Here is a 23,727-nt window from a genome sequence, read left to right on the forward strand (position 1 = left end):
TGCTTCGCCCCTATGCGAAAAGGGACGATTGCGTTAAAATACCGCGTTTGCATTCCTGCCAATCGAATTTTAAGTAGAAAGAGTCATGTTTGAAGTAAATCCGGTTAAATTTAAAATCAAGGAGCTGGCCGAGCGCACCCAACTTCTTCGGGGGTATCTTTGACTACGATGCCAAGAGTGAGCGTCTAGAAGAAGTCAGTCGAGAGCTAGAGAGCGCCGACGTTTGGAACAATCCCGATAATGCCCAGGCCCTGGGTAAAGAGCGCGCCTCCCTTGAGGCCGTGGTCAAGACCATAGACGATATGGACAGTGGCCTAGAGGATGTGGAAGGCCTGCTGGAGCTGGCCGTCGAAGAGGAAGATGAAGACACCTTCAACGACGCCAACAGCGAGCTGGCTGGTTTAGAGAAGCGCCTGGAAGAGCTGGAGTTCCGCCGCATGTTCTCGGGTCCGAACGACGCCTCTGATTGCTACCTTGATATTCAATCGGGTTCTGGTGGTACCGAGGCTCAGGATTGGGCCAACATGGTGCTACGTATGTATCTGCGCTGGGGCGAAGCCAAGGGCTATAAGCCTGAGCTTATCGAAGTTACCGACGGCGATGTCGCCGGCATCAAGGGCGCCACCATAAAGTTTACCGGCGAGTACGCCTTCGGGTCGCTACGCACCGAAACCGGGGTACACCGTCTGGTGCGTAAGTCGCCGTTCGACTCCTCGGGTAAGCGTCATACCTCGTTCTGTTCTGTGTTTGTCTATCCGGAGATCGACGACTCTATCGAGATCGATATCAATCCGGCGGATCTGCGCATCGACGTTTACCGTGCCTCGGGTGCCGGTGGTCAGCACGTTAACCGTACCGAGTCTGCGGTACGTATTACCCACTTGCCGACCAATACCGTAGTGCAGTGCCAGAACGATCGTTCACAGCACAAGAACAAAGACACGGCGATGAAACAGCTGAAAGCTAAGCTGTTCGAACTGGAAATGCATAAACAAAACGCCGAGAAGCAAGCCGCCGAAGACGCCAAGTCTGATATCGGTTGGGGCAGCCAGATCCGCTCTTACGTGCTGGACGATGCCCGTATCAAAGATCTGCGTACCGGCGTGGAAAACCGTAATACCCAGAGCGTCCTCGACGGCGATCTGGACAAGTTTATTGAAGCTAGCCTGAAATCTGGCCTTTAACGAGAGAAGAAGATGACTGAACAAACTCAAGACGAAAACAAGTTAATTGCAGAGCGCCGTGCCAAGTTAGATCACGTTCGCGCTTCTTGCCCTGCTAACGGTCACCCGAACAACTTCGATCGAAAACATAAGGCTGCCGACATCCAGGCCGAGTATGGTCAATACAGCAAGGAAGAGCTGGAAGAGATGAATGTCCAGCGTTCTATAGCCGGTCGTATCATGGCCAAGCGTGGTCCCTTCCTGGTGATCCAAGACGTGAGCGGTCGCATCCAGGCCTATGCTGGTAAAGACGTTCAGAAAGATCTTAAGGCCAAGTATCAAGGTCTGGATATCGGTGACATTATCGGTGTGACCGGCCAGCTGCACCTGTCTGGCAAGGGCGACCTCTATGTCAACATGGAAGAGTACCAGCTGCTGACCAAGGCACTGCGTCCACTGCCTGAGAAGTTCCACGGCCTGACCGACCAAGAGACCCGCTACCGTCAGCGTTATGTTGATCTGATCGTGAACGAAGAGTCACGTGCGGCCTTCATCATGCGCTCTAAAGTGGTTACCGCTATTCGTAACTTCATGGTAAGCAAAGAGTTTATGGAAGTGGAAACCCCTATGATGCACAGCATCCCGGGTGGTGCCTCTGCGCGTCCTTTCATTACTCACCACAATGCGCTGGATATCGAGATGTACCTGCGTATCGCGCCTGAGCTATATCTCAAGCGTCTGGTGGTAGGTGGTTTCGAGCGCGTGTTCGAGATCAACCGTAACTTCCGTAACGAAGGCCTGTCGCCACGCCATAACCCAGAATTCACCATGATGGAATTCTATATGGCCTATGCCGACTACAAAGATCTGATGGATCTGACCGAAGAGATGCTCTCTTCGATCGCCAAAGATCTGCTGGGTGATACCAAGCTGCCATACGGCGAGCACACTATCGACTTCGGCGGTCCATACGAGCGTCTGAGCATGCTGGATGCGATCAAGAAGTACAACCCAGACAACGAGACGATTCAGTCTATGACCTATGAAGAGGTTAAAGACGTCGAGTTTATGCGTAACCTGGCTAAGAGCCTGGGCATGACTATCGAGAAGTTCTGGACCTGTGGTCAGTTGCTGGAAGAGATCTTCGGTGAAACCGCCGAGCCTAAGCTGATGCAGCCTACCTTCATCACTGGCTATCCGGCCGATATCTCGCCGCTGGCCCGTCGTAACGATGAAAACCACTTCATCACCGACCGTTTCGAGTTCTTCATCGGCGGTCGCGAAGTGGCCAACGGCTTCAGCGAGCTGAACGATGCGGAAGATCAAGACAAGCGCTTCAAGGCGCAGGTTGATGCGAAAGATGCGGGCGACGATGAAGCCATGTTCTATGACGCCGACTACATCACGGCGCTGGAGCACGGTCTGCCACCGACTGCCGGTCAGGGTATTGGTATCGACCGTCTGGTGATGTTGTTTACCAACACTCACACCATTCGTGACGTGATCCTCTTCCCGGCGATGCGTCCTCAGGGATAAGCAGGCAACGCTTAATTAAAAACCAGCCCCAGGGCTGGTTTTTTTATCTGCGCCATTTGGAGCTAAAGTGACCGCCTGAGATGAAGTTTTAGATTAAACCACTGATAAGTTACTCTATTTCTAGTATAAGATGGGTTGGTCCGCTGCCCGCGCCATTTTTTGTCGGGGCTAACACACTTTTGTTAAATTAAGGTTAATTTATCGCATTTGCAGGTGTCCATTACGACTATTTGGCGATAAGCTAGCGAAAAGGATTCAGGGATAGTGACACTCGGTCGTCGCTCTCGGAGTAGGATAGTGATAGATATCAAGATTCCAGATGAAGCGTTACAAGATTGGCAGGAAGCGTTAGAGACCCTGGCCCAGGCGTTTGACGGCAGTCTTTTCCTGCTGGCCCTCACCGCCAGCGATGGTCTGACGCCACAGCTTAGCCTGTGCGATGACAATCAGGTCCATCGCCAGAGTGTCGCCCAGCTTTGCGCCCAGGGACTCAGCCTGTTTCGCGACTATATCGAACATCCCCATCATCCCCGTGAACCTGTCGATGTCGGCGGCATCATACTGCATCCGCTCTTCTGGCCGTCCCAGGCGCTTTATGGCGCCCTGTGTCTGGTGCCAAACGAACGGCCCAACCACGACAAGCGGCTAAACACCCAAGTCAAGCTGACCTGTCAGGCGATGCAATATGCCCTGGTCAACCTCTATCAGACCCATCGCCAGCAGTTGCTGGAGATAACACCGCAATCGGCGCCGAATGTGGATCTGCAACTCTTCATCGACAGCCTGCAGGAGCATGTGTGGATGAAGGATGTGGCGGGGCGCTACGTGCTGATCAACCACAGCGTCGAGATCGCCTGGGGCCGCAGCAAAGAGCAGCTGCTTAATCGCACCGATGATGAGATCTTCTCCCCCGAGCTAGCCGAAGAGTTTGTTCAGGGGGATTATGAGTCAATCGTGCGCGGCGTGCAGGTGACGGCCGCCGAGTGCGAGGCTAAAGATATCGACCAGTCCAACTCCTGGCTGGAGACCACTAAGGTTCCGGTCGTCTCGCCCGACGGCACTCTGGAGGGGGTGATCGGCATCTCCCGTAACATCACCTCCCATAAGGCGGCCCAGGAACAGCTGGAGCTGGCGGCCAACATCTTCGAAAACTCGGTGGAAGGTGTGGTGATCACCGATGCCAGCGGCAATATCATCGAAGTTCATGGCGCCTTTACCGAGATCACCGGCTATAGCCGCGACGAGGTGCTGGGGGAAAATCCACGCATCTTAAATTCCGGCCGTCACGACAAGGCCTTCTTCGAGCGCCTGTGGCGCTCGTTGCTGACCAACGGCAAGTGGCACGGCGAGATCTGGAACCGACGCAAGAGCGGCGCCATCTATCCGGAGCAGCTCACCATCAGCTCCATGTATGGCGACGATCATCAGGTGCGCTACTTTGTCGCCGTGTTTGCAGATATCTCAGCTCAGAAGCAGAGCGAGAAGGAGTTGGCGCGGCTGGTGTACCACGACCCGCTGACCAAGTTGCCCAACCGCATGATGCTGTCGGCCAACCTGGAGCAGGAGCTGAGACACGCCGCCCGTGAAGAGACTGAGCTGGCGCTGATCTTCATCGACGTGGATCTGTTTAAACATATCAATGACAGCTACGGCCATGTGACCGGCGATGCCATCTTGGTGGAGGTCGCCAGACGTCTGGGACAGAAGCTCGGCGAAGAGGCGACCCTGGCCAGGCTGGGTAGCGATGAGTTTATCGCCGTCCTGCCCCATGTGGAGAGTGACGACAGTGTCTCCCTTATGGTGAGTCGGCTGCGTGAAGCCTTCGATGCGCCCTTCTTGCTGGATGACGAAGGCAGCGTGCGCCTCACCGCCAGCATGGGGGTGGCCATCTATCCGGGTGATGGCGAGAGTGGCGACACCCTGCTGCGTAACGCCGATACCGCCATGCACAGGGCCAAGGCCAATGGCCGCAACAACTACGCTTTCTATACCCAATCTTTGACTCTGGCCTCGGTGGAGCATCTTAAGCTACAGAGCGCGCTGCACGATGCTATCAACAAGGATGCCTTCTATCTGGTGTATCAGCCTAAGTTGGCGCTGGGCACGGGTCAGTGTGTCGGCTTCGAGGCGCTGCTGCGCTGGGAAGATCCACAGCTTGGCACTATCTCGCCGGCCATCTTTATCCCAGTGGCTGAGAATATCGGCCTGATCAACGAGATAGGTCTCTGGGTACTGAAACAGGCGGCGACTCAGGGGGCTCAATGGTTAGCCGAGGGCAAGACTTTCGGTCGTATCTCGGTGAACGTTGCCGGGCCTCAGTTGCAGCAGAAAGCGTTTTGCGCCCAGGTGAAACGCGCGCTCGACGAGGCGGGACTGCCGCCCGAATACCTTGAGCTGGAGGTGACCGAGAGCTGCATGATGTCCGATCCCCTGGCGGTGATCGAGGTGCTTAAACAATTGGGCGAGCTCGGGGTCGAGTTGTCGGTGGATGATTTCGGTACCGGCTATTCGTCGCTGAACTACCTGAAGCGTCTGCCCATACATAAGCTGAAGATAGATCAATCCTTCATCCGTGATATTCCCAGAGACGGCAACAACACGGCAATCGCCAAGGCGGTGATCGCCCTTGGCCATGCGCTGAATCTCTGCATCATAGCAGAAGGGGTGGAGACGCCGGAGCAGGCGGCCTTCCTCGAGGCAGCGGGGTGCGATCAGGCCCAGGGCTATCTCTACAGCAAGCCCAGAGTGGTCGAGGAGCTGGCCGAGTTCTTAGGTTAGCGCTAGGGCTAGTACTTAGCTTAGCGCTTGGGCTAACGTCTGGCTTAACCTAGTGTCGCGAGCGGTTTAACTTCGCCTGGCAGCAGCGTGCCCAGGTGGATATCGCCTATGCGTACCCGCACCAGCCTCAGGGTGGCAAAGCCCACGGCGGCGGTCATCTTACGTAGCTGACGATTCTTGCCCTCTGTGATGGTGATCGCCAGCCAGCTGGTCGGCCCGTGGCGGGCGTCTCTTATCTTGCGTCCCCGCGGCGGTAGATTGGGCGCTTGGTCGAGACGGTGCGCGCGGCAGGGTAGGGTGCGATACTTCGCGCCCTTGATGCCTATCTCAACCCCTTCGCATAGCCTCAATATCGCCTTATCAGTGATCTCGCCATCGAGCTGCAGGTAATACTCCTTCTCTATTGATTTGCTGCGCACCGCATGGCTGGTCTTGCCATCAGTGGTCAATAGCAGTAATCCCTCAGAGTCATGATCCAGCCGGCCGATCGCCATGATGCCCGTTGGGAAGTTGGCCAGCTCACCAAGTAAAGGCTTACATTTACGCCGCTCGCCGACAAACTGGCTCAGATAGCCGTAAGGCTTAAAGATCATGAAGTGCTGGGCAGGCGTGCTTGTTTGCCCAGTCAATTGCATCTGTTCTTGGGCTTCGCCTTGAGTCGCTTCAAGTGAATCTGGGGTAATTTTCAAAGGCGTGACCTTTGCTGGCATAGATGCTGACATGGGCTTCTCTGTGGTAATGGACGGGGGCAGTTTACCACGAATGGCACGGCGTTTTTATGGTCAGATTAATAATGACAACGCTGTCATTTGTGGTTATAGTAATGTTAATTTCTCTCATCGGCGCGTAGAGCTGCTGCAGCCAGCCGCCGTGAGAGGGCGTTAACTACCAGGGCCGAGACGAATCAAATCATGCAAATTGTTATTCTAAAAGACAGCGCCGAGGTGGCGGAATATGGTGCCAATCTCATCATCAATCAGCTTAAGCGTAAGTCGGACTCTGTGCTGGGGCTGGCAACTGGTTCGACCCCTGTGTCTCTCTATCAGCGCCTGGTGGCGGCCAATCAGGCGGGCGCCGTCTCTTTCGAGGGCGTGACCAGCTTTAACCTGGATGAATATCTGGGGCTGGAGGGCAGCCATCCCCAGAGCTATCGCTACTTCATGGACAACCAACTGTTTGATGCTATCGACATCAATAAGGCCAACACCCATGTGCCGCCGGGGGATGCCGAAGATCCCATCGCCGCCTGCGAGGCTTATGAGGCGCAGATCCAGGCCGCCGGCGGTATCGATATTCAGCTGCTCGGCATAGGCCGCAACGGACATATCGGTTTCAACGAGCCCTCGTCTGGTTTGATGTCACGTACCCGGGTCAAGACGCTGACCCAGGCGACCATAGAAGACAATGCCCGTTTCTTCGCCGGAGGGGAATATCAGCCCCATCTATCGATCACCATGGGGATAGGCACCATTTTAGATGCCAAGAAGGTGCTGCTGCTGGCCACAGGTGAGAGTAAGGCCGACGCCATTCGCGCCGCGGTAGAGGGCGCCCTGAGCGCTGCCTGCCCGGCATCGGCGTTGCAGCTGCATCGCGACGCCGTATTGGTGATCGATGAGGCGGCGGCATCTAAGCTGGCCGACAAGGAGTTCTATCGTCATATCGAGGCAGAGAATCAGCTGCTGCAGGCCAGACTGGCGGCCCTCAAGGCCGGCGAGTAGTAACTGCTATTGGTAAACAAAGGGCGTCTCTTACTGGAGGCGCCCTTTCTGTTTTGTGGCCTTGCCATGGCAAGGCCTTGTTATTAATCGGCTCTTTTCAGTTACTAAGAGCTGGTACTAAGAGCTGGTACTAGGCGCTGGTATTAGGAGCCGATGTTAGCTGCCGGCGCCGCTTTCCAACGCCCTGATTCTTGACTATGTTATGACAGATACAACTAGACCAGACCATTTTGCGCTCGCCACAAGCTTATCGCCATCCTGCTAAGGAACTCGCCATGCTAAAGAAACTCCTGATACTCGTACTCCTGCTACTCTCATCTCCCTTTATTGCCGCCCTCTTTATCGAAGAAGATTATCGTGTGGATACTCAAATCGTTATCGACAGGCCGGCGGACCAGGTGTTCGACTTCTTGAGAAAGCTCAAAAACCAGGATCAATTCAGCGTCTGGGCCAAGATGGACGCGGCCATGGAGAAGAGTTATCGCGGCGAGGATGGCACAGTTGGGTTTGTCTCAAGCTGGCGCAGCGATAACCCAGATGTCGGCGCGGGAGAGCAGGAGATCATGGCTATCTTCCCCGGCAAGCGTATCGAGTATGAGCTGAGATTTAAGACGCCCTTCGAGGCGGTCTCGCCCGCCTATATCACTACCGACGCCCTGGGGCCGAACCGGACCGAGGTGCACTGGGGCTTTAGCGGCCACATGGCCTATCCCATGAATATATTGCTGCCGCTGATGCAGGTGGATGCCATGGTGGAGCGGGATCTTAGTCAGGGGCTGAGTAACCTCAAGACCCTACTCGAGAGCAAGTGAGCCTGAGGGAGATGGTCATGGAAAAGCACAACATCTTTGCGTCCCTGCCGGAGGATCTCACCCTGGAGGTGTTCGAGCCCCTGGTGGATACCGGCGGCGTGTTGATCGAGCGTATCGTCTCTAAGGCCCATCGTACGCCAGAAGGACAATGGTACGATCAGGACAGAAATGAGTGGGTCATGGTGCTTAAGGGAGAGGCGACCTTAGTGTTCGAGGGCGCCGAGGTGGTGCACCTTAAGGTGGGCGATCATCTTAATATTCCTGCCCATTGCCGCCACAGGGTCAGCTGGACCAGTGAGCAGGAGGAGACCCTATGGCTGGCGGTGCATTACTGAATATAAGGGGACTGGCACTAGCAAAAGCCGAGGCTCGAGTGGATTGTGAGCCTGATGACTGGCTGGCTTGGTGAAAAAATGCGCGATATCGAGGTGTTTTGTGAGCCAGGTCTGTTATAATCGCGCCCCTAATTTTTATCTATCTGTGATCTGATTCGAGACTCCTCATGGACAAGCCTGAGATTTTTATCCCCGATAGCGCCCCGATCGCGCCGGTAACTACCCGCTCAAACCGCCTCGAGCTCCTGGCACCCGCCAAGAATGCCGACTATGGTATCGAGGCCATCAAGCATGGTGCCGACGCCGTCTATATCGGCGGCCCAGCCTTCGGTGCCAGGGCGACTGCCGGCAATAGCGTCGAGGATATCGCGCGTCTGTGTGAGTTTGCCCACCGCTATCACGCCCAGGTATTTGTTGCCATCAACACCATCTTGATGGACGACGAGCTGGACGCGGCGCAGAAGCTGATCTGGCAGGTGTATGAGGCTGGTGCCGATGCCCTAATCGTGCAGGATATGGGGGTGCTGCAGCTGGATATTCCGCCAATCGCCCTGCACGCCAGTACCCAGATGGATAACCGTAACCCAGAGAAGGTTGCCTTCTTGGAGCAGGTGGGCTTTTCTCAGGTGGTGCTCGCCCGCGAACTGGGCCTGAGTCAGATCCGTGATGTGGCGGCTAAGACCAATATGCAGCTGGAGTTCTTCATTCACGGCGCCCTGTGCGTCGCCTACAGCGGCCTGTGTAACCTGAGTCATGCCTTCAGTAATCGCAGCGCCAACCGAGGAGAATGCTCGCAGATGTGCCGCCTGCCGGGGGATCTCAAGACCCGCCAGGGGGAGGTGTTGGCGCAGAACGAACACTTGCTGTCGCTCAAAGACAACAACCAGACAGATAACTTAGAGGCGCTGATCGACGCCGGTATTCGCTCCTTTAAGATCGAGGGCCGCCTCAAAGATCTCAGTTATGTGAAGAACGTGACCGCTCACTATCGCCAGGAGCTGGATAAGATAATCGCGCGTCGCCCCGAGTTTGTGGCCTCGAGCCATGGCCGCTGCGAACACAGCTTCACGCCTAACACGGAGAAGACCTTCAACCGTGGCCGCACCGACTACTTCGTCAACGAACGTAGCCAGGGGGTCAGCGATTTCCGCTCGCCGAAATATATCGGCGAAGAGGTGGGCAAGGTGGCGGCTCTGGGTAAAGACTTTATTCAGGTGGAATCGAGCCACAGCTTCAACAACGGTGACGGCCTGTGTTACTTCCCGCCAAACTATGAGAAGGCCAAGCAGTCTGACGATAAGTTGCAGGGGCTCAGGGTTAACCGCGCCGAAGGCAACAAGCTGTATGTGATCGCCGTGCCGGGCGATCTTAAGGTGGGCGCTACCCTGTATCGTAACCATGACCAGGCGTTCGAGACAGTACTGGCCAAGGAGTCCTCCAAGCGTATCATCAAGGTGGACATGACCCTGAGCGACACCGCAAAAGGGATCGCCCTGACCATGACAGACCAATATGGCCTGAGCGCCACCCGCGAGCTGGAACTCGACAAGACCCCGGCCACAGACACAGAGAAGGCGCTGAAGAATCTGCGTAAGCAGCTGGGTAAGCTGGGCAGCACGGACTTCGAGGCCCGCGAGATCAATATCGAGACCGCCAGTCCCTGGTTTATGCCGGCTTCCCTGCTTAATGGCCTGCGCCGTGACACGGTTGCCGCCCTGGAGCTGGCGCGCGTCGAGGGCTACGAGCGCCCTCAGGCATGGAAATACAACCAAGACGCCGTCTATCCCTTTAAGCACCTTAGCTTCATGGGTAACGTGGCCAACGAGAAGGCCAAAGACTTCTACACGCGCCATGGGGTGATCGAGATAGAAGACACCTATGAGAAGAATGGCGTGACCGAGGATGCGCCGCTGATGGTGACCAAGCACTGCCTGCGGTTTAACTTTAACCTCTGCCCGAAAGAGGTGCCCGGCATCAAGGCGGAGCCGCTGCAGATTGAGATAGGTAAAGATGTGCTTAAGCTGGTCTTCGACTGTCCTAAATGCGAAATGATGGTTGTCGGCGCTAACCGTCAGGTATAGGCTAGGGAACAAATTAAGTTCACTTTCAAGGAGATCAAATATGGGACTGTTAGATGCGCTGATGGGCAATGCTGCCGAAGTGAACCTGGATGAGTTAGCCCAGGAGCTGGGGCCCATCATGGGCGACAACGAGCAGTTAGCGCTGGCTTACCGTGTCATCCGCGACATGTTCGTGTTTACCAACAAGCGACTCATCCTCATCGACAAGCAGGGCGTCACCGGCAAGAAGGTGAGTTATCACTCTGTGCCCTATAAGGCGATCACCCATTTTGAGGTGGAAACCGCCGGGACCTTCGACATGGACGCCGAGCTAAAGCTATGGATCTCGGGGCAGAAAGATCCCCTGGTGAAGGAGCTGAAGAAAGGCACCGACGTCGTGGGCATTCAGAAGACGATTGCTAACTTTTCGTTATAAAACTAGCTAGTTATAAAGCCGCGACTCTTTTTAGAGTGCGTTTTTAAAGTGAATAAGCCCAGGCCTAGCCCTGGGCTTTTTGTTGCCAGTTCCAGCCTGGGGTCGAGAGCAGATCTTGCCTCACTATCTTGGTCTGTCCCAGCTGCTTGTCGAGTTCGATTAGCTGGCACTGCTCAAATTCGTTGAGGGCATTGATCAGCCGATTGGCGTGGGACACCACCCAGAGCTGACACACCTTAGATGCCTTGGCGATAAGCCGGGCAAGGGCCGGTAACAGATCTGGATGCAGGCTGGTCTCCGGCTCGTTGAGCACCATCAGCTCAGGCGGCCTTGGGGTGAGTAGGGCGGCGATCAGCAGCAGATACCTGAGGGTGCCGTCGGAGAGCTCCTGGGCGTTGAGGGGCCTTAGCAGCCCCTGCTGGTGAAAGTTAACGCTTAACAGGCCACTGGCCTGGTAGCCTATGGTGACATGGGCGCCGGGAAAGGCATCACTCACCGCCTCATCGAAGCTTTCCCTATCGCCTATCTCGAAGATGGTCTGAATCGCCGAGGCCAGATCCCGGCCGTCATGGTGCAGCACTGGGGTGCGGGTACCCAGCTGCGGCTGACGCGCGGGGGCCTCGCTGTCGCTGCGGAAATGATCGTAGAAGCGCCAGGCGCGGATGCTGTCTCTGAGCCTGAGCACCTCGGGCGTGCGGGTGGGATCCGACAGCTCGGTGAAGATGCTGTCGCCGTGCTGCATATGCTGATTCAGGCTCTGCCAGCCATCTTGCCCCCCTTGCTGGGCGCGCCCCTTCACCATGGGGCCACGTCGCTCCACCAGTACGGCGGCGGGTCGATACTTGTTGCCGACCCAGATCGCCTCGCGTTTTATCTGAGGATCTAGCCCGAAGAGGGTGGTGCTGTCGGGCTTGGGTAGCCCAAGCTCAATCAGGTAGCTGAACTCATCACCGGCAAAGCCCAGTTTCAGTCGCTTGGTCTGCTGGCGTACCGTAGGGGTTATTTCGGTGTCACCACTCAACATCCCCTTGGTGAGGTTTTCCGGCCCCGCCCAGAAGCAGGAGTCCAGCCCGCCTTCCTGGGCCAGAGCATTGACCACGCCACCTTGGGCCGTCTGTGCCAGTAGCCTAAGCGCCTTGTAGAGGTTGGACTTGCCACTGCCGTTGGCGCCCGTGACCAGATTGAGCCGCCCCAGGGGCAGGCGTATGTCTCGCAGCGAACGGTAGTTGTTGATGGCTAAGGTGGTCAGCATGGCGCTCTTTTTTTGTGGTTTTAGTATTGGTTTTAGTAGTGGTTTTCGTTGTTGTGGTTGAGCATGAGTTTAATTTTGGCTTGGGACCATAGTGGCATCTTTAGGCTCTCGATGCCATCAACACTCAAACGCGGGGCGAGCCTATCCTTTAGCCGCTTATCCCTGTTGCAGCTTGGCGAGATGCGCCTTGCGCTCCGGGGTATAGTGCCACCAGGGCTGAGACGCTTCCCCTTCCATGAAACGCACCGCGGCGATAAACACATCGATGACACAGGGATCGTGACGACACTGGGTGATGGCTTCGAGCTGGGCGTGCATCTGATACGGATCCAGCCCGATAAGCTCCTTGGGCTGATGCAGGCCGAGCTTGTAAAAATCCTCCGCCGTGGCCTTACCCACGTTGGGGATCATGGTGAACTCAGTGATGGTATCGCGGGCTGACATCTGGTTTCTCTTCTTATCTGTGTGGTTTTAAGTGTACGGCGTTTAACGCGGCTTGTCAGCGACTCCCTAGGCCAGCAAGGCATAACCGACCGCGACTAGCATGGCGATGGCGAAGAAGATGCGCAGCGCCCTCGCGGCCTTTGGCCTGGAAAATAGCGGGCGTAGCAGGCCGCCGAAGATCAGCCAGAGGCTGTCTACCAGAGTCGCGACCAGCAAGGCGCAAACGCCCGTGGCCAGATAACCCAGGGCCGTGTTCTCCAGTGGCAGTAAAAACTGGGAGAAGATGGCCAGGAAGGCGGCATAGGCCTTGGGATTAAGCAGGTTGAGGATAAAGCCATCCTTGAAGCTCGGTGCCTGCTGCGCGTCATCTAACTGGGTGCAGGGGGCACTGGCAATCTTATAGGCGATGAAGGCGATATAGGCGGCGCCGAGCAGCTGACAGGTTAGCCTGAGGTCGGGAAAGCGGCTAAACAGGGCGGCGAGTCCGGCGCTGGCGCCTATGATGGCGACCGAGAGCCCAAGGAGTATGCCCGCCAGGAAGGGGGCGCCGCGTCTTATGCCAAAGGTGGCACCCGTGGCGGCCAGTGCCAGCGGCGCTGGGCCGGGTGAGCCCAGTAGTAATCCGGTGGCGGCGATTAACGAAACGAGTGATTCCAACATGCCAGGCTCCTTGTGGCGCGCTTTTGATGGGCAACCCATATGCCCGGATTGAGCATCTTAGCCTGATTGGTTTATCTGTAAAGCCATGGGGGCGATTTGGCGCGGCGCCTCGCTGCAAGGCTAACGCTACACCTAACACTGCCCTCTTGGTAACTCGGCGATAAACCTGGCGATAGAACTTGCGATAAACCTGGGGGCGACACCAGCGAGGTCTGCACAGGTTTCATTACACTTTCGACTTCCTGCCTATCGGGCCGATGCGGGCTGCTTAAGGATATCTTGCTGCCAGCGCTCGGCGAGAAAATCGATGAAGTGGCGAATCAGATGTTGCTGATAGCTGCGCGAAAGGTAGACGGCCCACAGCGTCTTACCCGGCAGGTGATATTCAGGCAGCAGCTCGACCAGCGCCCCAGATGCCAAGTGCACATTGGCGAGATCGCAGGGCAGGTGAATGAGCCCCTTGCCCCGCAGCGCCGCCTTGATGAGGACGCCCATGTCGTTGGCCTGCAGGTTGCCGCTGATCTTTTTTTCGATATTTTGATTGTCTTTGACAAACAACCAGCGGGTTTGGCTGGCGTGCAGCAAGCAGTTGTGCGCCGTGATATCGTCGAGACTGGTGATGGGCTCATGGGCGGCGAGATAGTCAGGCGAGGCGCACAGCACTGAGTCTATATGCATCAGGCGACGGGCGATCAGGCTCTCATCGGGCTGCTGGGTGTAACGCAGGGCGATATCAACCCGCTCATCGACCAGCTGCACCATCTCATCCGACAGCAGCAACTGCACCTTGACCTCGGGATGCTCGCGGGTGAAGTCGTCCACCGCATCGAACAGTAGCGCCTGACCCAGGCCGATGGGGGAGGCGATACGTATGCTGCCGACCAGCTCCTGTCTATGGCGCTGGGCGCGGTTTTGCAGCGCCGCGACCTCATCGAGGATCTTCTGACAATAGATGAAGGCCTCTTCGCCCTGCACGCTCAGGCTGACACTGCGGGTGGTGCGATGCAGCAGGCGCAGTCCCAGCCAACGTTCCACCTCCTGAATATGGCGGGAGACCTGTAGTCGGCTGAGGCCTAGTTGTTCGGCGGCCTGGGTAAAGCTGCCGCAACTGGCCACCTCGACGAAGCTACGGATCGCGCTGATCTTATCCATTCTAGTAACCTTATTTTGTAACCCAGATTGGTAACACAAAGTGAAACAATGATGCTCTATCTAAGCTGTTTATCACGATAATCTGGCTAAGTAAACTGATGCCAATTTAGTCAGATAGTGAGGAACAGAAGATGAATATAGCGATTATTGGTGCCACGGGTTGGATAGGCAGTACCTTGATGCAGGAAGCCTTAAGCCGCCAATTGCCGGTCACCGCCCTGGTGAGAGACCCGTCTAAATTAAGCGGTGAGTTAGCCGGTCAGGTTACGGCGCGGGTCGTCGATCTCGAGCAGGGTATCGACCCTCAGGTATTCGAGGGGATTGACCTGGCGATCGCCTCCGTGGGTGGACGAGCCTCTGGCCAGCATCAATTGGTGCCCCAGAGCGCCAAGGCGCTGCTCGAGCTGCTGCCCAAGACTCAGGTTAAGCGCCTGCTGTGGGTCGGCGGTGCCGGCAGTCTCGAGCTGGCCCCAGGCCAGACCCTGGTGCAATCGCCAGGATTCCCGCCAGAATACAGGGATGAGGCCTTAGCCCAGGGTGAGGCGCTCGAGGTATTCAGGGCGAGTGACTCGCCGCTTAACTGGACCTTTGTCAGCCCGGCGGCAGAGATCTACCCCGGCGCCAGCGAAGGGCCCTATCGCATCGGCGGCGATAAGTTTTTCACCGACGAGGAGGGACGCAGCCGCATCTCGGTCGCGGACTACGCGAAGGCGATGCTGGATCTAATTGATTCAGACGACTATGCCCGCCAGCGGATCAGCGTGGCTTACTAGAGTCGCGAAGAAGCGCATTAGGGCCTGAAAAACAAAAAGCCACTCTATGAGTGGCTTTTTTAATGGCTTTTTTAATGGCTTTTGATTCGGCCTATGGCTTAACCGTCTTCACGCCTTCTGGGGTGCCGACCAGCAGGACGTCGGCGCCGCGGTTGGCGAACAGGCCATTGGTGACCACACCAACGATCTGGTTGATCTGCTCTTCAAGCGCCTTTGGATTGAAGATCTTCATGTTGTAGACATCCAGGATCACGTTGCCGTTATCTGTGACTACGCCCTCACGGTAGACAGGGTCACCGCCTAATTTGACCAGCTCGCGGGCCACGTAAGAACGCGCCATAGGAATCACTTCTACCGGCAGCGGAAACTCGCCCAATACCTCGACTTCCTTAGTGTTATCCACGATGCAGACGAACTTGTCGGCCACGGCGGCAACAATCTTCTCGCGGGTCAGCGCGGCGCCGCCACCCTTGATCATGTCCATGAGGCCGTTGATCTCGTCGGCGCCATCGACATAGACAGAGAGCTGATCGACAGAGTTCAGGTCGAATACCGGGATCCCCAGCGCCTTCATCTTCTCGGTCGAGGCCTCAGAGCTAGACACTGCACCTTCGATATCGGCCTTCATGGTGGCCAGTGCATCGATAAAGTGGTTAACGGTCGAGCCAGTACCCACGCCGACAATACTGTCTTTCTCTACATACTCGAGCGCGGCCCATCCGGCGGCTTTTTTCATTTCATCTTGAGTCATAAGGAGTTCCTATAAGGATAAACGAAGCATTTTGTCGTCATTATACCTTTAGTTCTCCTCTGGAGTATGTCAAATGACGCAGTTTGTTGCTTTAGCGCAGAATTTATTCCCCAGATCCCAGGGGAAATTTGTGTGAAATCTCCCAACTTGAGCCTGCGGCTAGGGTTTTGTCTGGCGCCCTCTGGAAAAATGCATTGAGGCAGAGTACTTTAGCTCTCAACAAGCGTACTTTAGCTTGCAGTTAGCGCTAAAGATTAGCGCTTAATTCGCGAGAGCGCCCTCACGCCCAAGGCGGTGGGTAAAGGATATAGAAGAGAGTAAGGAGAGAGCATGGCGGGCGCGAGTCTGTTAACCCTGTTGGATGATATCGCGGCAATATTGGATGATGTCGCCCTGATGAGTAAGGTGGCGGCGCGCAAGACGGCCGGTGTGTTGGGGGACGATCTGGCCTTAAACGCCCAGCAGGTGTCTGGGGTGAATGCGGACCGTGAGCTGCCCGTGGTGTGGGCGGTGGCTAAGGGATCGCTGCGCAACAAGTGTATCTTGGTTCCGGCGGCGCTGCTGATCAGTGCCTTTATCCCCTGGGCGGTGACGCCGCTGTTGATGTTTGGTGGTCTGTTTCTCTGCTATGAGGGGTTCGAGAAGGTATATCACTCCCTGACCCACAAGCATGAGCCTGCCATGAGCCAGAGCGAGATGGCCAAGGCGGCGGAGGATCTCAAGGCCTTCGAGAAGCAGAAGGTGGCCGGCGCGATCCGTACCGACTTCGTGCTCTCGGCGGAGATCATCGCCATCACCCTTGGGGTAGTGGCCGAGAGTAGCTTCATGACCCAGGTGGTGACCCTGGCGATCATCGCCGTGCTGATGACAGTCGGTGTCTACGGCCTAGTGGCGGGCATCGTTAAGCTGGATGATGCCGGGCTCTATCTGAGTCAGCGTCAGGGGGATGGCCTGCTGCGCCGTCTGGGGCGTAAGTTAGGTGGCGGCCTGGTAAATGCGGCGCCTTACCTGATGCGCTGCCTCACTGTGGTGGGCACCATAGCCATGTTTATGGTGGGCGGCGGTATTCTCACCCATGGGATACATCAGATTGCCGAGGTGTTCGAGCAGGTGGCCCATTGGGTGGCGGGGCTTGCTATAGTCGGGCCAGTCTTGGCCTGGATGACACCGAGTTTGCTCAACGCCCTGTTTGGTGTCCTGGTGGGCGCGGTGGCCCTTGTTGTGATGTCGCTGATTGGGCGGCCACGCAACTGATATTTGGCCGTTAGATGTAGCATAATGTATCAGTAACAACTTGTATCTTATATTGTTTTCTAATTTAGTGCCTCGTAACATCCCTAAGGTGACACGTGTTGGGGACTGTGATGAAAAAGCAAATAAGAGGCAAGTTGGCGCTGGGAATATTGCTGCTTTTGGGCTTAACCGCCTGCGGCGGTGAAGAGGGCAGCAATGGGGCGATAGTCAATCCGCCGGTGACTGGCCCAGTGCCCGATATGAGCATAGATGCCTGCTTCACCATGACCACGAGTCTGGGGGAGGTTGGGCTAGGTATCGATAGCCGCCATACGCCGCAATCGGCGGCCAACTTCATCGGCTATGTCGACGATGGCTTTTACGATGGCACCCTGATCCACAGGGTGATCCACAACTTTATCATCCAGGGGGGCGGATTCACCTCTGGCATGGTGCCTAAGCCCGGCAAGGCGCCCATCAAAAATGAGGCTAGCGTAGGCTTTAGCAACCTCAGGGGCACCCTGGCCATGGCGCGCGCCCGTCAGAGCGATTCGGCCACCTCGCAGTTTTTCATCAACACCTTAGACAATCCGCAGCTGGATTATAGCGCCAGCAGCGAAGGCTACGCCGTGTTTGGCAGGGTGCTGTTTGGCATGGAGGTGGTGGATCAGATAAGCATAGTCGCCACCACTCGGGTGGGGGAGTACGCCGATGTGCCGCTGGAGGAGATAGTGATCGAACGTATCACCCCCAGCGAGTGCCCTATGCTGGAAGAATGATCGTCTAAGCGCCGCTTGCCTGATGATGTTTGACCAGATCTATCATCGCCTGGGCGGCGAAGGAGAGGCAGAGATCTTTACGCCAAAACAGGCTCATCTGCCAGCTGAGATCCGTCTGGGTCAGGGGGCGGGTGATCACTGCGTCTGGGCGGTAGCGCTCGGCAATAAATTTAGGCAGCAGCATCAGGCCGATCCCGGCGGCAACCAGGGCGACGCCAAACTCCGGCTGGTTCACCTGGGTGGGGTTCTTGATGCTCACACCGGCCTGCTGGCAGGCATTGATCACCATCTCATGCAGAGAAAATTCCGATTCAAACAGGATCTGCGCCTGGCCATCGAGTTCGCCAAGGGGGATCTCCGAGCGCTTGGCTAGCGGGTGCTCGCTGGGAAGTACCACCACCATAGGCTCGGTATGGATGGCGATCCCCTCATAGCGATCCTTGAGATCGATAATGCCGGTGGCGAGTTCTATCTCCCCCTGTTGTAGGGCCTGGGTCTGCTCGACCCCGCCGCGAACCAGCAGCTGGGTCTCTATCTCAGGGTAGGCCTGGCGATACTTGGCGATGATGGGGGCGAACAGTTCGGCGCTGCCCAGCGGCGCCAGCCCCAGTTTTAGTATGCCGCGATTGAGCCCCTTCAGTTGTGCCAGCTCCTCCATCATCGTCTGCTTATCTTCCAAAAGCCTGAGGGCGTGGCGGTAGACCACCTCGCCATGGGGGGTGAGCTGCACCTTAGTGCCGCGTTTGCCCCGGGTCAGCAGGGGCAATGCCAGCTCGCTCTCCAGCTGGGCGATAGACTTGGACAGGGCGGGCTGGCTGATATGGATCCGCTCGGCGGCGCGGTTAAAGCCTCCCGAGGCGACGATCTCGACGAAGTAGTGTAGTGCCTTAAGATCCATTAAATAGCTTTTGGTGATTTATTTTATAAATAATATTCATTTTTTTTATTTAAATGGCAAGCGTAAGATCGCCATATCATCTCGTTAGACAGAGTTTTTCATGGCAACTTACCTTCCCCCACTCAGAAACTTGCTGCAGCTGTTGTTGCAGGTGGGGTTATTGTCTCTACTGGCCCTGGCCGCCCAATGGTTGGTGACTCGCCTGGCATTGCCGCTACCCAGCGGCGTGATTGGCTTGGCGGCGCTTCTGGCCCTGCTGGCACTTAACTGGCTGCCGGAGCGTTTCGTGGCCCGCGGCGCCGCCTGGCTGCTCGGCGAGCTGCTGCTCTTCTTCATTCCGCCCGTGGTGGCCTCGATGCATTATGCGCCGCTGCTGGAGCAGTATGGCGTCAGCCTGCTCTGCACCTTAGTGCTGGGGAGTGTTAGTGTCTTGCTGATCACCGGTTTCGTGATAGACAGGGTCTTCAAGTATGAGCGCCGCCTCAGACAGGCCGGCGCGGCCAAAGCGGTGGGCGTCTGATATGTTGGCTTCCATGCACCTGTCAATGCTTGGCCTTGGCTGTTTGCTGGCGACCCTGGTCAGCTATGGCCTGAGTAAGCGTCTCTATCGCCGCTTCGGTCACTGGTGGCTGTCACCCATGGTGCTGACGCCGGGCTTCTTGCTGGCCTTGGTGGTGGGGTTTGCCATTCCGCTGCCTACTTATTTCGAGTACAACCACTACCTCAGTTTGTTGCTGGCACCGGCGACCATCGCCTTCGCCCTGCCGATCTACCGCGAGCGCCATCTTATCCGCCGTTATCCGCTGACACTGAGCCTGGGCGTGTTGACCGGCCTGTTGGCGGGTTTGGTCTCCTCCTGGCTGCTGACCCAGGTGATCTATCTGCCGCCCGAGCTGTCTCACAGTTTGCTGGTGCGTTCGGTCTCGACCCCCTTTGCCCTGGAGGCGACCCGCGAGTTTGGCGGCGTGCCGGATCTCACCGCCGTGCTGGTGTTGATGACGGGTGTGCTGGGCATGTTGCTGTGTGGTCCTGTGTTCAGGCTGGCGAAGATCTCTAGCCCTTTGGCTAAGGGCGCCGCCTTGGGCGCCAGTGCCCATGGGGTGGGGGCGGCCAAGGCCGCCGAATATGGCCGGGAGGAGGGCGTGGTAGCCAGCCTCACCATGATCTTTACCGGTATCGCCATGGTGGTCGGTGCGCCGCTGTTCGCCTATCTGCTGGTCTAGCCTGGCTGTATCGGCTAGAGCGGCTATCTATTCTGATGCCTCATTGTTTTAGCAGTGAGGCGCACAGCTTAACGAAGTCCGACGAGGTCAGGATGCCGATCACCTTGTGATTGTCGTCGACCACAGGCAGGCAGCCCAGCTTGTTGTCGATGAAGTAATCCACCACGACCGCAAGTGGCTCGTCCAGCGTGACCCTCTGAAATTCCCTATCCATGATCTCGGCCACCGAGGTGCGCCGCTCCTGACGATCTAGCCCTTCGTTGCCGTAATGGGTCAACATGACCATGACGGTGCTGATCATCTTCTTGTGGGTCAGTATGCCTACTAGGGTACCGTCGACTTCGCTGATGACGGGCAGATGGCGCACGCCGCGGCTACTCATCAAGAGGTGGGCATCCTTGGTGGTGGCCTGATCGCTGATGCACACAGTGTCTGTGGTCATGATATCGCTGACTCTCATGGTCGACTCCTTCAACTATGGGGATGCCTTCATCATAACAGCTATTTACGCCGTGGTTGAAAAATGCACTCTGGCAAGCGGTGGTCGCGATCTCTGATTGGCGAAAAATGCTGTGACATGGCGATAAGCATGCCTCTGCCGAGATGTTCTGCTGCCGCGGCAGTGCCCCTTAGTCGAAACTAGCGGTTGCCGTGATCATAATAATTTTGCAATATTGTTAATTGATAATTAGAGTCATTAGACCTCTTACCAGGAATAACAATAACAAGGTCAGTTATCTTTCGCAGTACGCGTTTTCAGCTTCACATGGTGTGAACCGAGGGCACAAGGGATAACCGGCTCAAATAAAGGAATAACAATGAAAACCAATTATTCTCGCAGGGATTTTCTGGCCATGTCGGCCAAGGGTGTGGGTGCCGCCGTTGTCTCCTATGGCCTGATGGGCTGTTCAAGCAGTGATGACGATAAGCAAGAAACCGCCCCTAAGGTTCAATTTCTACACGGTATCGCCAGTGGTGACCCTACCCACAGCGCAGTGATCCTCTGGACCCGAGTAACCCCTGACACCGACGGTGACGTCAAGGTGGGTTGGGAGATCGCTTCCGACGCCAATTTTACCCAGATGATCTCAAACGGCGAGACCACCACTAACGCCGATCGCGATTACACAGTGAAGGTCGATGCTATCGGCCTGGATTCGGGTACGGCCTACTATTATCGCTTCATGTCGGGTGAGCAGGTCTCAAGTGTCGGCATGACCAAGACGCTGCCAGAAGGCGCCGTCGAGCAGGTCAAGCTTGCGGTGATGTCTTGCGCTAACTTCCCAGCCGGTTTCTTCAACGTCTATGAGCTGGCGGGTCAGCAGGAAGGGCTGGACGCCGTGGTGCACCTTGGCGACTACATCTATGAGTATGGCCGCGGCGGTTATGCCAGCGAACATGCTGCCGAGCTTGGCCGTGAAGTACTGCCTGCCGGTGAACTCTTTACCCTGTCAGACTATCGCACCCGTTACGGTCAATACCGCAGCGACGAGTCTCTACAGACCCTGCATGCCAAGGTGCCTTTCATCACAGTTTGGGATGACCATGAGGTGGCTAACGATACTTGGTCTGGCGGCGCCGAAAACCACAACGAGGGTGAGGGCGACTTCGAGGCCCGCAAGATGGGCGCCCTGCAAGCCTATTTCGAATGGCTGCCTATCCGTCCATGGCGCGAGGGCAACCACGAGGAGATCTATCGCTCATTTAGTTTCGGCGATCTGGTCGACCTACATATGCTAGACACCCGCGTACTGGCTCGTGACAAGCAGCTGGACTACGCCGACTATGTCGATGCCGCTACAGGTGCCATGGACAGTGCCCGCTTCATGGCGGATGTCACCAGCACAGAGCGTACTCTGCTGGGGGCCGAGCAGCTACAGTGGCTGCAGGCCAGCCTGCTGAGCGCCACGGGTAAGTGGCAGGTGCTGGGACAACAGATATTGATGGGTACCATGATGCTGCCTGCGGCGATCGCCATGCAGAAGCTCTCCGTCTATGAATATGCCGAGCTAGGCGCCTTGGCACAGCTGGCGGCCCGTGCAGCGGCCAATGATCCGACCCTGACGCCACAGGAGTACAGCTTTCTCATAGGTAACCAGTACAAGCTGACCCCTGAGGTGATGGCGCTGCTGCAACTGCCTTCTATCCCCTACAACTTGGATGCCTGGGATGGCTACGCCTATGAGCGTGAGGTGATCCTGGCGACGGCCAAGCAGAAGGGCGCTAACCTGGTGGTGATCGCCGGTGATACCCATAACGCCTGGGCCAACGAACTTAAGGACAGCCATGGGGACCTGGTGGGCGTCGAGTATGCGACTAGCTCGGTATCCTCTCCTGGACTCGAGTATTACCTTGGCATCCCTGCCGATCAGCAGAGCGTGACCGAGGCCGGTGTCGTCGACCTGGTCGATGGCCTCAAGTACACCAACTTGAGGGATCGCGGCTTCATGGTGCTGACCTTCACCTCCGAGGCGGTGCGCAGCGACTGGCACTTTGTCGATACCATTCTCGACAGCGAGTTCAGCGAGGCGACCGACAAGCATTACGCGGCGATGACCATGGCGGGTGAGCCTAAGATCACCGCGGCATAAGCCTGTTTTCTGCCGATAAAGCCGCCCTCGAGGCGGCTTTTTTACCTTTAAAAATGCATCCCCCGTCCAAGTTTCGCTATTTAGTTCTGCATGGGGGAAATTTTTAGTATAAAATTCAGCTCCAAATCCCGCAGCGTCGATTGTCGTCGTGTTGAAGTTCAATACGCGCCCCTTGTGCTACGCTGGATTTGGGGCGAAGCCTAATCGATGGATTACCTTCCTCCCTCTCAAAGACCAAATAGAACAAGATGGGGACGGCCTGATGTCTGAGAAACACTTTATTACCGCACAGGAATTGCTGGAAGATTCTTTTCGCCTAGCGGCGCAAGTTTATGAGAGCGGTTTTAGACCACAGTTTATTGTCGGCATATGGCGTGGCGGTGCCCCGATAGGGATCGCGGTCCAGGAATATTTCGATTTCAAGAAGGTCGAGACGGACCATATCGCCGTGCGTACCTCCTCTTACTATGGCATTGGCACCGATAAGCAGAGCAAGCAGATCAAGGTGCATGGCCTGCACTATATCGTCGAGAACGCTAACGCCGATGACGGCCTGCTGATTGTCGATGATGTGTTCGACTCTGGCCGCAGCATCCATGCCCTGAAAGAGAAGCTGGCGGAGCTGATGCGCCTCAATATGCCAACCGACGTGCGTATTGCCTGCCCTTACTACAAGCCGAAGAATACCGCAGTATCTTTGAAGCCGGATTACTTCATCCATGAGTCTGAAGACTGGTTGGTATTCCCACACGAGGTTTCTGGCCTGTCGCCAGAGGAGATCGCCAACGGTAAGGGCGATCTGAAGAACATCAAAGAGCTTTTCGTATAACGCGTCTAGCCATGATTAGCACCAATAAAAATGCCACCCTAGGGTGGCATTTTTATTGGTGCTAATTCTTGCCATAACCTGTTTATAGCTTGTCTATCTCGTCACCCAGCTGATAGGCCTTGTCCGTGACTATCTTCTCTAGGGTGGCGATGCGGGATTTGAGTTTATCTATCTCGGCCTTAAGCGCATCAATTTCGCTGTTGTCTACGCTGGCCTGTCGCCGGTTGTGCTCCTTAAAGGCGGCGAAGGCGAAGGCGCCTATGATGGCGATGGCGGCGAGTTGAAAAATGCCCATGGGCTTGCT

24 protein-coding genes are annotated in these 23,727 nt (G+C 56.3%); 15 read left to right on the top strand and 9 right to left on the bottom strand.

Annotation, left to right across the window (positions count from 1 at the left end):
• Positions 1-85: 85 nt before the first annotated feature.
• The 3 genes from prfB (at position 86) to K0I31_RS04140 (ending at position 5,477) form a co-directional block, all read left to right on the top strand.
• A protein-coding gene (gene prfB, locus K0I31_RS04130; protein ID WP_186300663.1) for a peptide chain release factor 2 occupies positions 86-1,184 on the top strand; the annotation gives its coding sequence in 2 pieces (ribosomal slippage) (positions 86-160 and positions 162-1,184; 1,098 coding nt in all).
• Positions 1,185-1,196: 12 nt separating this feature from the next.
• The gene (gene lysS / locus K0I31_RS04135; RefSeq protein WP_011864618.1) at positions 1,197-2,699 is read left to right on the top strand and encodes a lysine--tRNA ligase; all 1,503 of its coding nucleotides are present in this window, start codon (positions 1,197-1,199) and stop codon (positions 2,697-2,699) included.
• Positions 2,700-2,996: 297 nt separating this feature from the next.
• Positions 2,997-5,477, top strand: coding sequence for a sensor domain-containing protein (locus K0I31_RS04140; protein ID WP_258406569.1), 2,481 nt, complete (start codon positions 2,997-2,999; stop codon positions 5,475-5,477).
• Between the two features lie 44 nt (positions 5,478-5,521).
• On the opposite strand, the gene K0I31_RS04145 is transcribed toward K0I31_RS04140, so the two are convergent.
• Positions 5,522-6,070 (bottom strand): pseudouridine synthase, encoded by a 549-nt coding sequence (locus K0I31_RS04145; RefSeq protein WP_434086916.1) that lies wholly within the window; start codon positions 6,068-6,070, stop codon positions 5,522-5,524.
• A gap of 318 nt (positions 6,071-6,388) precedes the next feature.
• Here K0I31_RS04145 and nagB point away from each other — a divergent pair, with 318 nt between their 5' ends.
• The 5 genes from nagB to K0I31_RS04170 all read left to right on the top strand — a co-directional run bounded on the left by nagB (position 6,389) and on the right by K0I31_RS04170 (position 10,838).
• A complete protein-coding gene (gene nagB, locus K0I31_RS04150) occupies positions 6,389-7,195 on the top strand; it encodes a glucosamine-6-phosphate deaminase (protein ID WP_220080007.1) in 807 nt (268 codons plus the stop codon).
• Positions 7,196-7,470: 275 nt separating this feature from the next.
• Positions 7,471-8,007 (top strand): SRPBCC family protein, encoded by a 537-nt coding sequence (locus tag K0I31_RS04155; RefSeq protein WP_220080008.1) that lies wholly within the window; start codon positions 7,471-7,473, stop codon positions 8,005-8,007.
• 17 nt (positions 8,008-8,024) lie between these two features.
• On the top strand, positions 8,025-8,342 hold the full coding sequence (locus tag K0I31_RS04160) for a cupin domain-containing protein (RefSeq protein ID WP_220080009.1): 318 nt from the start codon (positions 8,025-8,027) through the stop codon (positions 8,340-8,342).
• Positions 8,343-8,509: 167 nt separating this feature from the next.
• Positions 8,510-10,423, top strand: a complete 1,914-nt coding sequence (locus K0I31_RS04165; RefSeq protein WP_220080010.1) for a peptidase U32 family protein — start codon at positions 8,510-8,512, stop codon at positions 10,421-10,423.
• Positions 10,424-10,463: 40 nt separating this feature from the next.
• Complete coding sequence (locus tag K0I31_RS04170; RefSeq protein WP_011864625.1) at positions 10,464-10,838, top strand: PH domain-containing protein; 375 nt, start codon at positions 10,464-10,466, stop codon at positions 10,836-10,838.
• Between the two features lie 64 nt (positions 10,839-10,902).
• Here K0I31_RS04170 and K0I31_RS04175 read toward each other — a convergent pair whose 3' ends face one another.
• The 4 genes from K0I31_RS04175 to K0I31_RS04190 form a co-directional block, all read right to left on the bottom strand.
• Positions 10,903-12,090, bottom strand: a complete 1,188-nt coding sequence (locus K0I31_RS04175) for an AAA family ATPase (protein WP_220080011.1) — start codon at positions 12,088-12,090, stop codon at positions 10,903-10,905.
• 156 nt (positions 12,091-12,246) lie between these two features.
• Positions 12,247-12,534, bottom strand: a complete 288-nt coding sequence (locus K0I31_RS04180) for a helix-hairpin-helix domain-containing protein (RefSeq protein WP_220080012.1) — start codon at positions 12,532-12,534, stop codon at positions 12,247-12,249.
• A 66-nt stretch (positions 12,535-12,600) separates the two neighbouring features.
• The gene (locus K0I31_RS04185) at positions 12,601-13,194 is read right to left on the bottom strand and encodes a LysE family translocator (RefSeq protein ID WP_220080013.1); all 594 of its coding nucleotides are present in this window, start codon (positions 13,192-13,194) and stop codon (positions 12,601-12,603) included.
• 246 nt (positions 13,195-13,440) lie between these two features.
• Positions 13,441-14,346 carry a LysR family transcriptional regulator gene (locus tag K0I31_RS04190; protein ID WP_220080014.1) on the bottom strand — a complete coding sequence of 302 codons (906 nt, stop codon included), beginning with the start codon at positions 14,344-14,346 and terminating at the stop codon, positions 13,441-13,443.
• A gap of 131 nt (positions 14,347-14,477) precedes the next feature.
• On the opposite strand from K0I31_RS04190, the gene K0I31_RS04195 reads away from it, so the two are divergent.
• Positions 14,478-15,119 carry an NAD(P)-dependent oxidoreductase gene (locus tag K0I31_RS04195; RefSeq protein ID WP_220080015.1) on the top strand — a complete coding sequence of 214 codons (642 nt, stop codon included), beginning with the start codon at positions 14,478-14,480 and terminating at the stop codon, positions 15,117-15,119.
• Between the two features lie 91 nt (positions 15,120-15,210).
• On the opposite strand, the gene rpiA is transcribed toward K0I31_RS04195, so the two are convergent.
• Positions 15,211-15,870, bottom strand: coding sequence for a ribose-5-phosphate isomerase RpiA (gene rpiA, locus K0I31_RS04200; RefSeq protein ID WP_220080016.1), 660 nt, complete (start codon positions 15,868-15,870; stop codon positions 15,211-15,213).
• 330 nt (positions 15,871-16,200) lie between these two features.
• On the opposite strand from rpiA, the gene K0I31_RS04205 reads away from it, so the two are divergent.
• Positions 16,201-17,124, top strand: a complete 924-nt coding sequence (locus tag K0I31_RS04205; protein ID WP_220080017.1) for a DUF808 domain-containing protein — start codon at positions 16,201-16,203, stop codon at positions 17,122-17,124.
• Positions 17,125-17,234: 110 nt separating this feature from the next.
• A complete protein-coding gene (locus K0I31_RS04210) occupies positions 17,235-17,882 on the top strand; it encodes a peptidylprolyl isomerase (protein ID WP_220080018.1) in 648 nt (215 codons plus the stop codon).
• Positions 17,883-17,886: 4 nt separating this feature from the next.
• Here K0I31_RS04210 and K0I31_RS04215 read toward each other — a convergent pair whose 3' ends face one another.
• The gene (locus K0I31_RS04215) at positions 17,887-18,780 is read right to left on the bottom strand and encodes a LysR substrate-binding domain-containing protein (protein ID WP_220080019.1); all 894 of its coding nucleotides are present in this window, start codon (positions 18,778-18,780) and stop codon (positions 17,887-17,889) included.
• A 100-nt stretch (positions 18,781-18,880) separates the two neighbouring features.
• On the opposite strand from K0I31_RS04215, the gene K0I31_RS04220 reads away from it, so the two are divergent.
• Together K0I31_RS04220 and K0I31_RS04225 are read left to right on the top strand one after the other, a co-directional pair.
• Entirely contained in the window at positions 18,881-19,300 is a 420-nt protein-coding gene (locus tag K0I31_RS04220) for a CidA/LrgA family protein (RefSeq protein ID WP_011864635.1), read from the top strand.
• 13 nt (positions 19,301-19,313) lie between these two features.
• A complete protein-coding gene (locus K0I31_RS04225; protein WP_220080774.1) occupies positions 19,314-20,003 on the top strand; it encodes an LrgB family protein in 690 nt (229 codons plus the stop codon).
• Between the two features lie 40 nt (positions 20,004-20,043).
• Here K0I31_RS04225 and K0I31_RS04230 read toward each other — a convergent pair whose 3' ends face one another.
• Entirely contained in the window at positions 20,044-20,463 is a 420-nt protein-coding gene (locus K0I31_RS04230) for a CBS domain-containing protein (protein ID WP_220080020.1), read from the bottom strand.
• A gap of 358 nt (positions 20,464-20,821) precedes the next feature.
• Between K0I31_RS04230 and K0I31_RS04235 the strand changes: the two genes are divergently transcribed.
• Together K0I31_RS04235 and K0I31_RS04240 are read left to right on the top strand one after the other, a co-directional pair.
• Positions 20,822-22,594 (top strand): alkaline phosphatase D family protein, encoded by a 1,773-nt coding sequence (locus K0I31_RS04235; RefSeq protein ID WP_220080021.1) that lies wholly within the window; start codon positions 20,822-20,824, stop codon positions 22,592-22,594.
• Between the two features lie 262 nt (positions 22,595-22,856).
• Positions 22,857-23,423 carry a phosphoribosyltransferase gene (locus K0I31_RS04240; RefSeq protein WP_011864639.1) on the top strand — a complete coding sequence of 189 codons (567 nt, stop codon included), beginning with the start codon at positions 22,857-22,859 and terminating at the stop codon, positions 23,421-23,423.
• Between the two features lie 82 nt (positions 23,424-23,505).
• On the opposite strand, the gene K0I31_RS04245 is transcribed toward K0I31_RS04240, so the two are convergent.
• The gene (locus K0I31_RS04245) at positions 23,506-23,718 is read right to left on the bottom strand and encodes a hypothetical protein (RefSeq protein ID WP_011864640.1); all 213 of its coding nucleotides are present in this window, start codon (positions 23,716-23,718) and stop codon (positions 23,506-23,508) included.
• Positions 23,719-23,727 lie beyond the last annotated feature (9 nt).

Origin of the sequence: Shewanella spartinae (assembly GCF_019457555.1) — a bacterium.
Classification (GTDB): Bacteria; Pseudomonadota; Gammaproteobacteria; order Enterobacterales; family Shewanellaceae; genus Shewanella; species Shewanella loihica.

Excerpts from the sequence above, each read along its gene's own strand:
- K0I31_RS04155 (WP_220080008.1), top strand. The coding sequence starts at position 7,471 with ATGCTAAAGAAACTCCTGATACTCGTACTCCTGCTACTCTCATCTCCC.
- K0I31_RS04175 (WP_220080011.1), bottom strand. The coding sequence starts at position 12,090 with ATGCTGACCACCTTAGCCATCAACAACTACCGTTCGCTGCGAGACATA.
- K0I31_RS04195 (WP_220080015.1), top strand. The coding sequence starts at position 14,478 with ATGAATATAGCGATTATTGGTGCCACGGGTTGGATAGGCAGTACCTTG.
- K0I31_RS04160 (WP_220080009.1), top strand. The coding sequence starts at position 8,025 with ATGGAAAAGCACAACATCTTTGCGTCCCTGCCGGAGGATCTCACCCTG.
- nagB (WP_220080007.1), top strand. The coding sequence starts at position 6,389 with ATGCAAATTGTTATTCTAAAAGACAGCGCCGAGGTGGCGGAATATGGT.
- K0I31_RS04230 (WP_220080020.1), bottom strand. The coding sequence starts at position 20,463 with ATGAGAGTCAGCGATATCATGACCACAGACACTGTGTGCATCAGCGAT.
- K0I31_RS04240 (WP_011864639.1), top strand. The coding sequence starts at position 22,857 with ATGTCTGAGAAACACTTTATTACCGCACAGGAATTGCTGGAAGATTCT.
- K0I31_RS04165 (WP_220080010.1), top strand. The coding sequence starts at position 8,510 with ATGGACAAGCCTGAGATTTTTATCCCCGATAGCGCCCCGATCGCGCCG.
- K0I31_RS04190 (WP_220080014.1), bottom strand. The coding sequence starts at position 14,346 with ATGGATAAGATCAGCGCGATCCGTAGCTTCGTCGAGGTGGCCAGTTGC.
- K0I31_RS04180 (WP_220080012.1), bottom strand. The coding sequence starts at position 12,534 with ATGTCAGCCCGCGATACCATCACTGAGTTCACCATGATCCCCAACGTG.
- K0I31_RS04205 (WP_220080017.1), top strand. The coding sequence starts at position 16,201 with ATGGCGGGCGCGAGTCTGTTAACCCTGTTGGATGATATCGCGGCAATA.
- K0I31_RS04185 (WP_220080013.1), bottom strand. The coding sequence starts at position 13,194 with ATGTTGGAATCACTCGTTTCGTTAATCGCCGCCACCGGATTACTACTG.
- K0I31_RS04220 (WP_011864635.1), top strand. The coding sequence starts at position 18,881 with ATGGCAACTTACCTTCCCCCACTCAGAAACTTGCTGCAGCTGTTGTTG.
- rpiA (WP_220080016.1), bottom strand. The coding sequence starts at position 15,870 with ATGACTCAAGATGAAATGAAAAAAGCCGCCGGATGGGCCGCGCTCGAG.
- K0I31_RS04215 (WP_220080019.1), bottom strand. The coding sequence starts at position 18,780 with ATGGATCTTAAGGCACTACACTACTTCGTCGAGATCGTCGCCTCGGGA.
- K0I31_RS04170 (WP_011864625.1), top strand. The coding sequence starts at position 10,464 with ATGGGACTGTTAGATGCGCTGATGGGCAATGCTGCCGAAGTGAACCTG.
- K0I31_RS04245 (WP_011864640.1), bottom strand. The coding sequence starts at position 23,718 with ATGGGCATTTTTCAACTCGCCGCCATCGCCATCATAGGCGCCTTCGCC.
- K0I31_RS04235 (WP_220080021.1), top strand. The coding sequence starts at position 20,822 with ATGAAAACCAATTATTCTCGCAGGGATTTTCTGGCCATGTCGGCCAAG.
- lysS (WP_011864618.1), top strand. The coding sequence starts at position 1,197 with ATGACTGAACAAACTCAAGACGAAAACAAGTTAATTGCAGAGCGCCGT.
- K0I31_RS04210 (WP_220080018.1), top strand. The coding sequence starts at position 17,235 with ATGAAAAAGCAAATAAGAGGCAAGTTGGCGCTGGGAATATTGCTGCTT.
- K0I31_RS04145 (WP_434086916.1), bottom strand. The coding sequence starts at position 6,070 with ATGATCTTTAAGCCTTACGGCTATCTGAGCCAGTTTGTCGGCGAGCGG.
- K0I31_RS04225 (WP_220080774.1), top strand. The coding sequence starts at position 19,314 with ATGCACCTGTCAATGCTTGGCCTTGGCTGTTTGCTGGCGACCCTGGTC.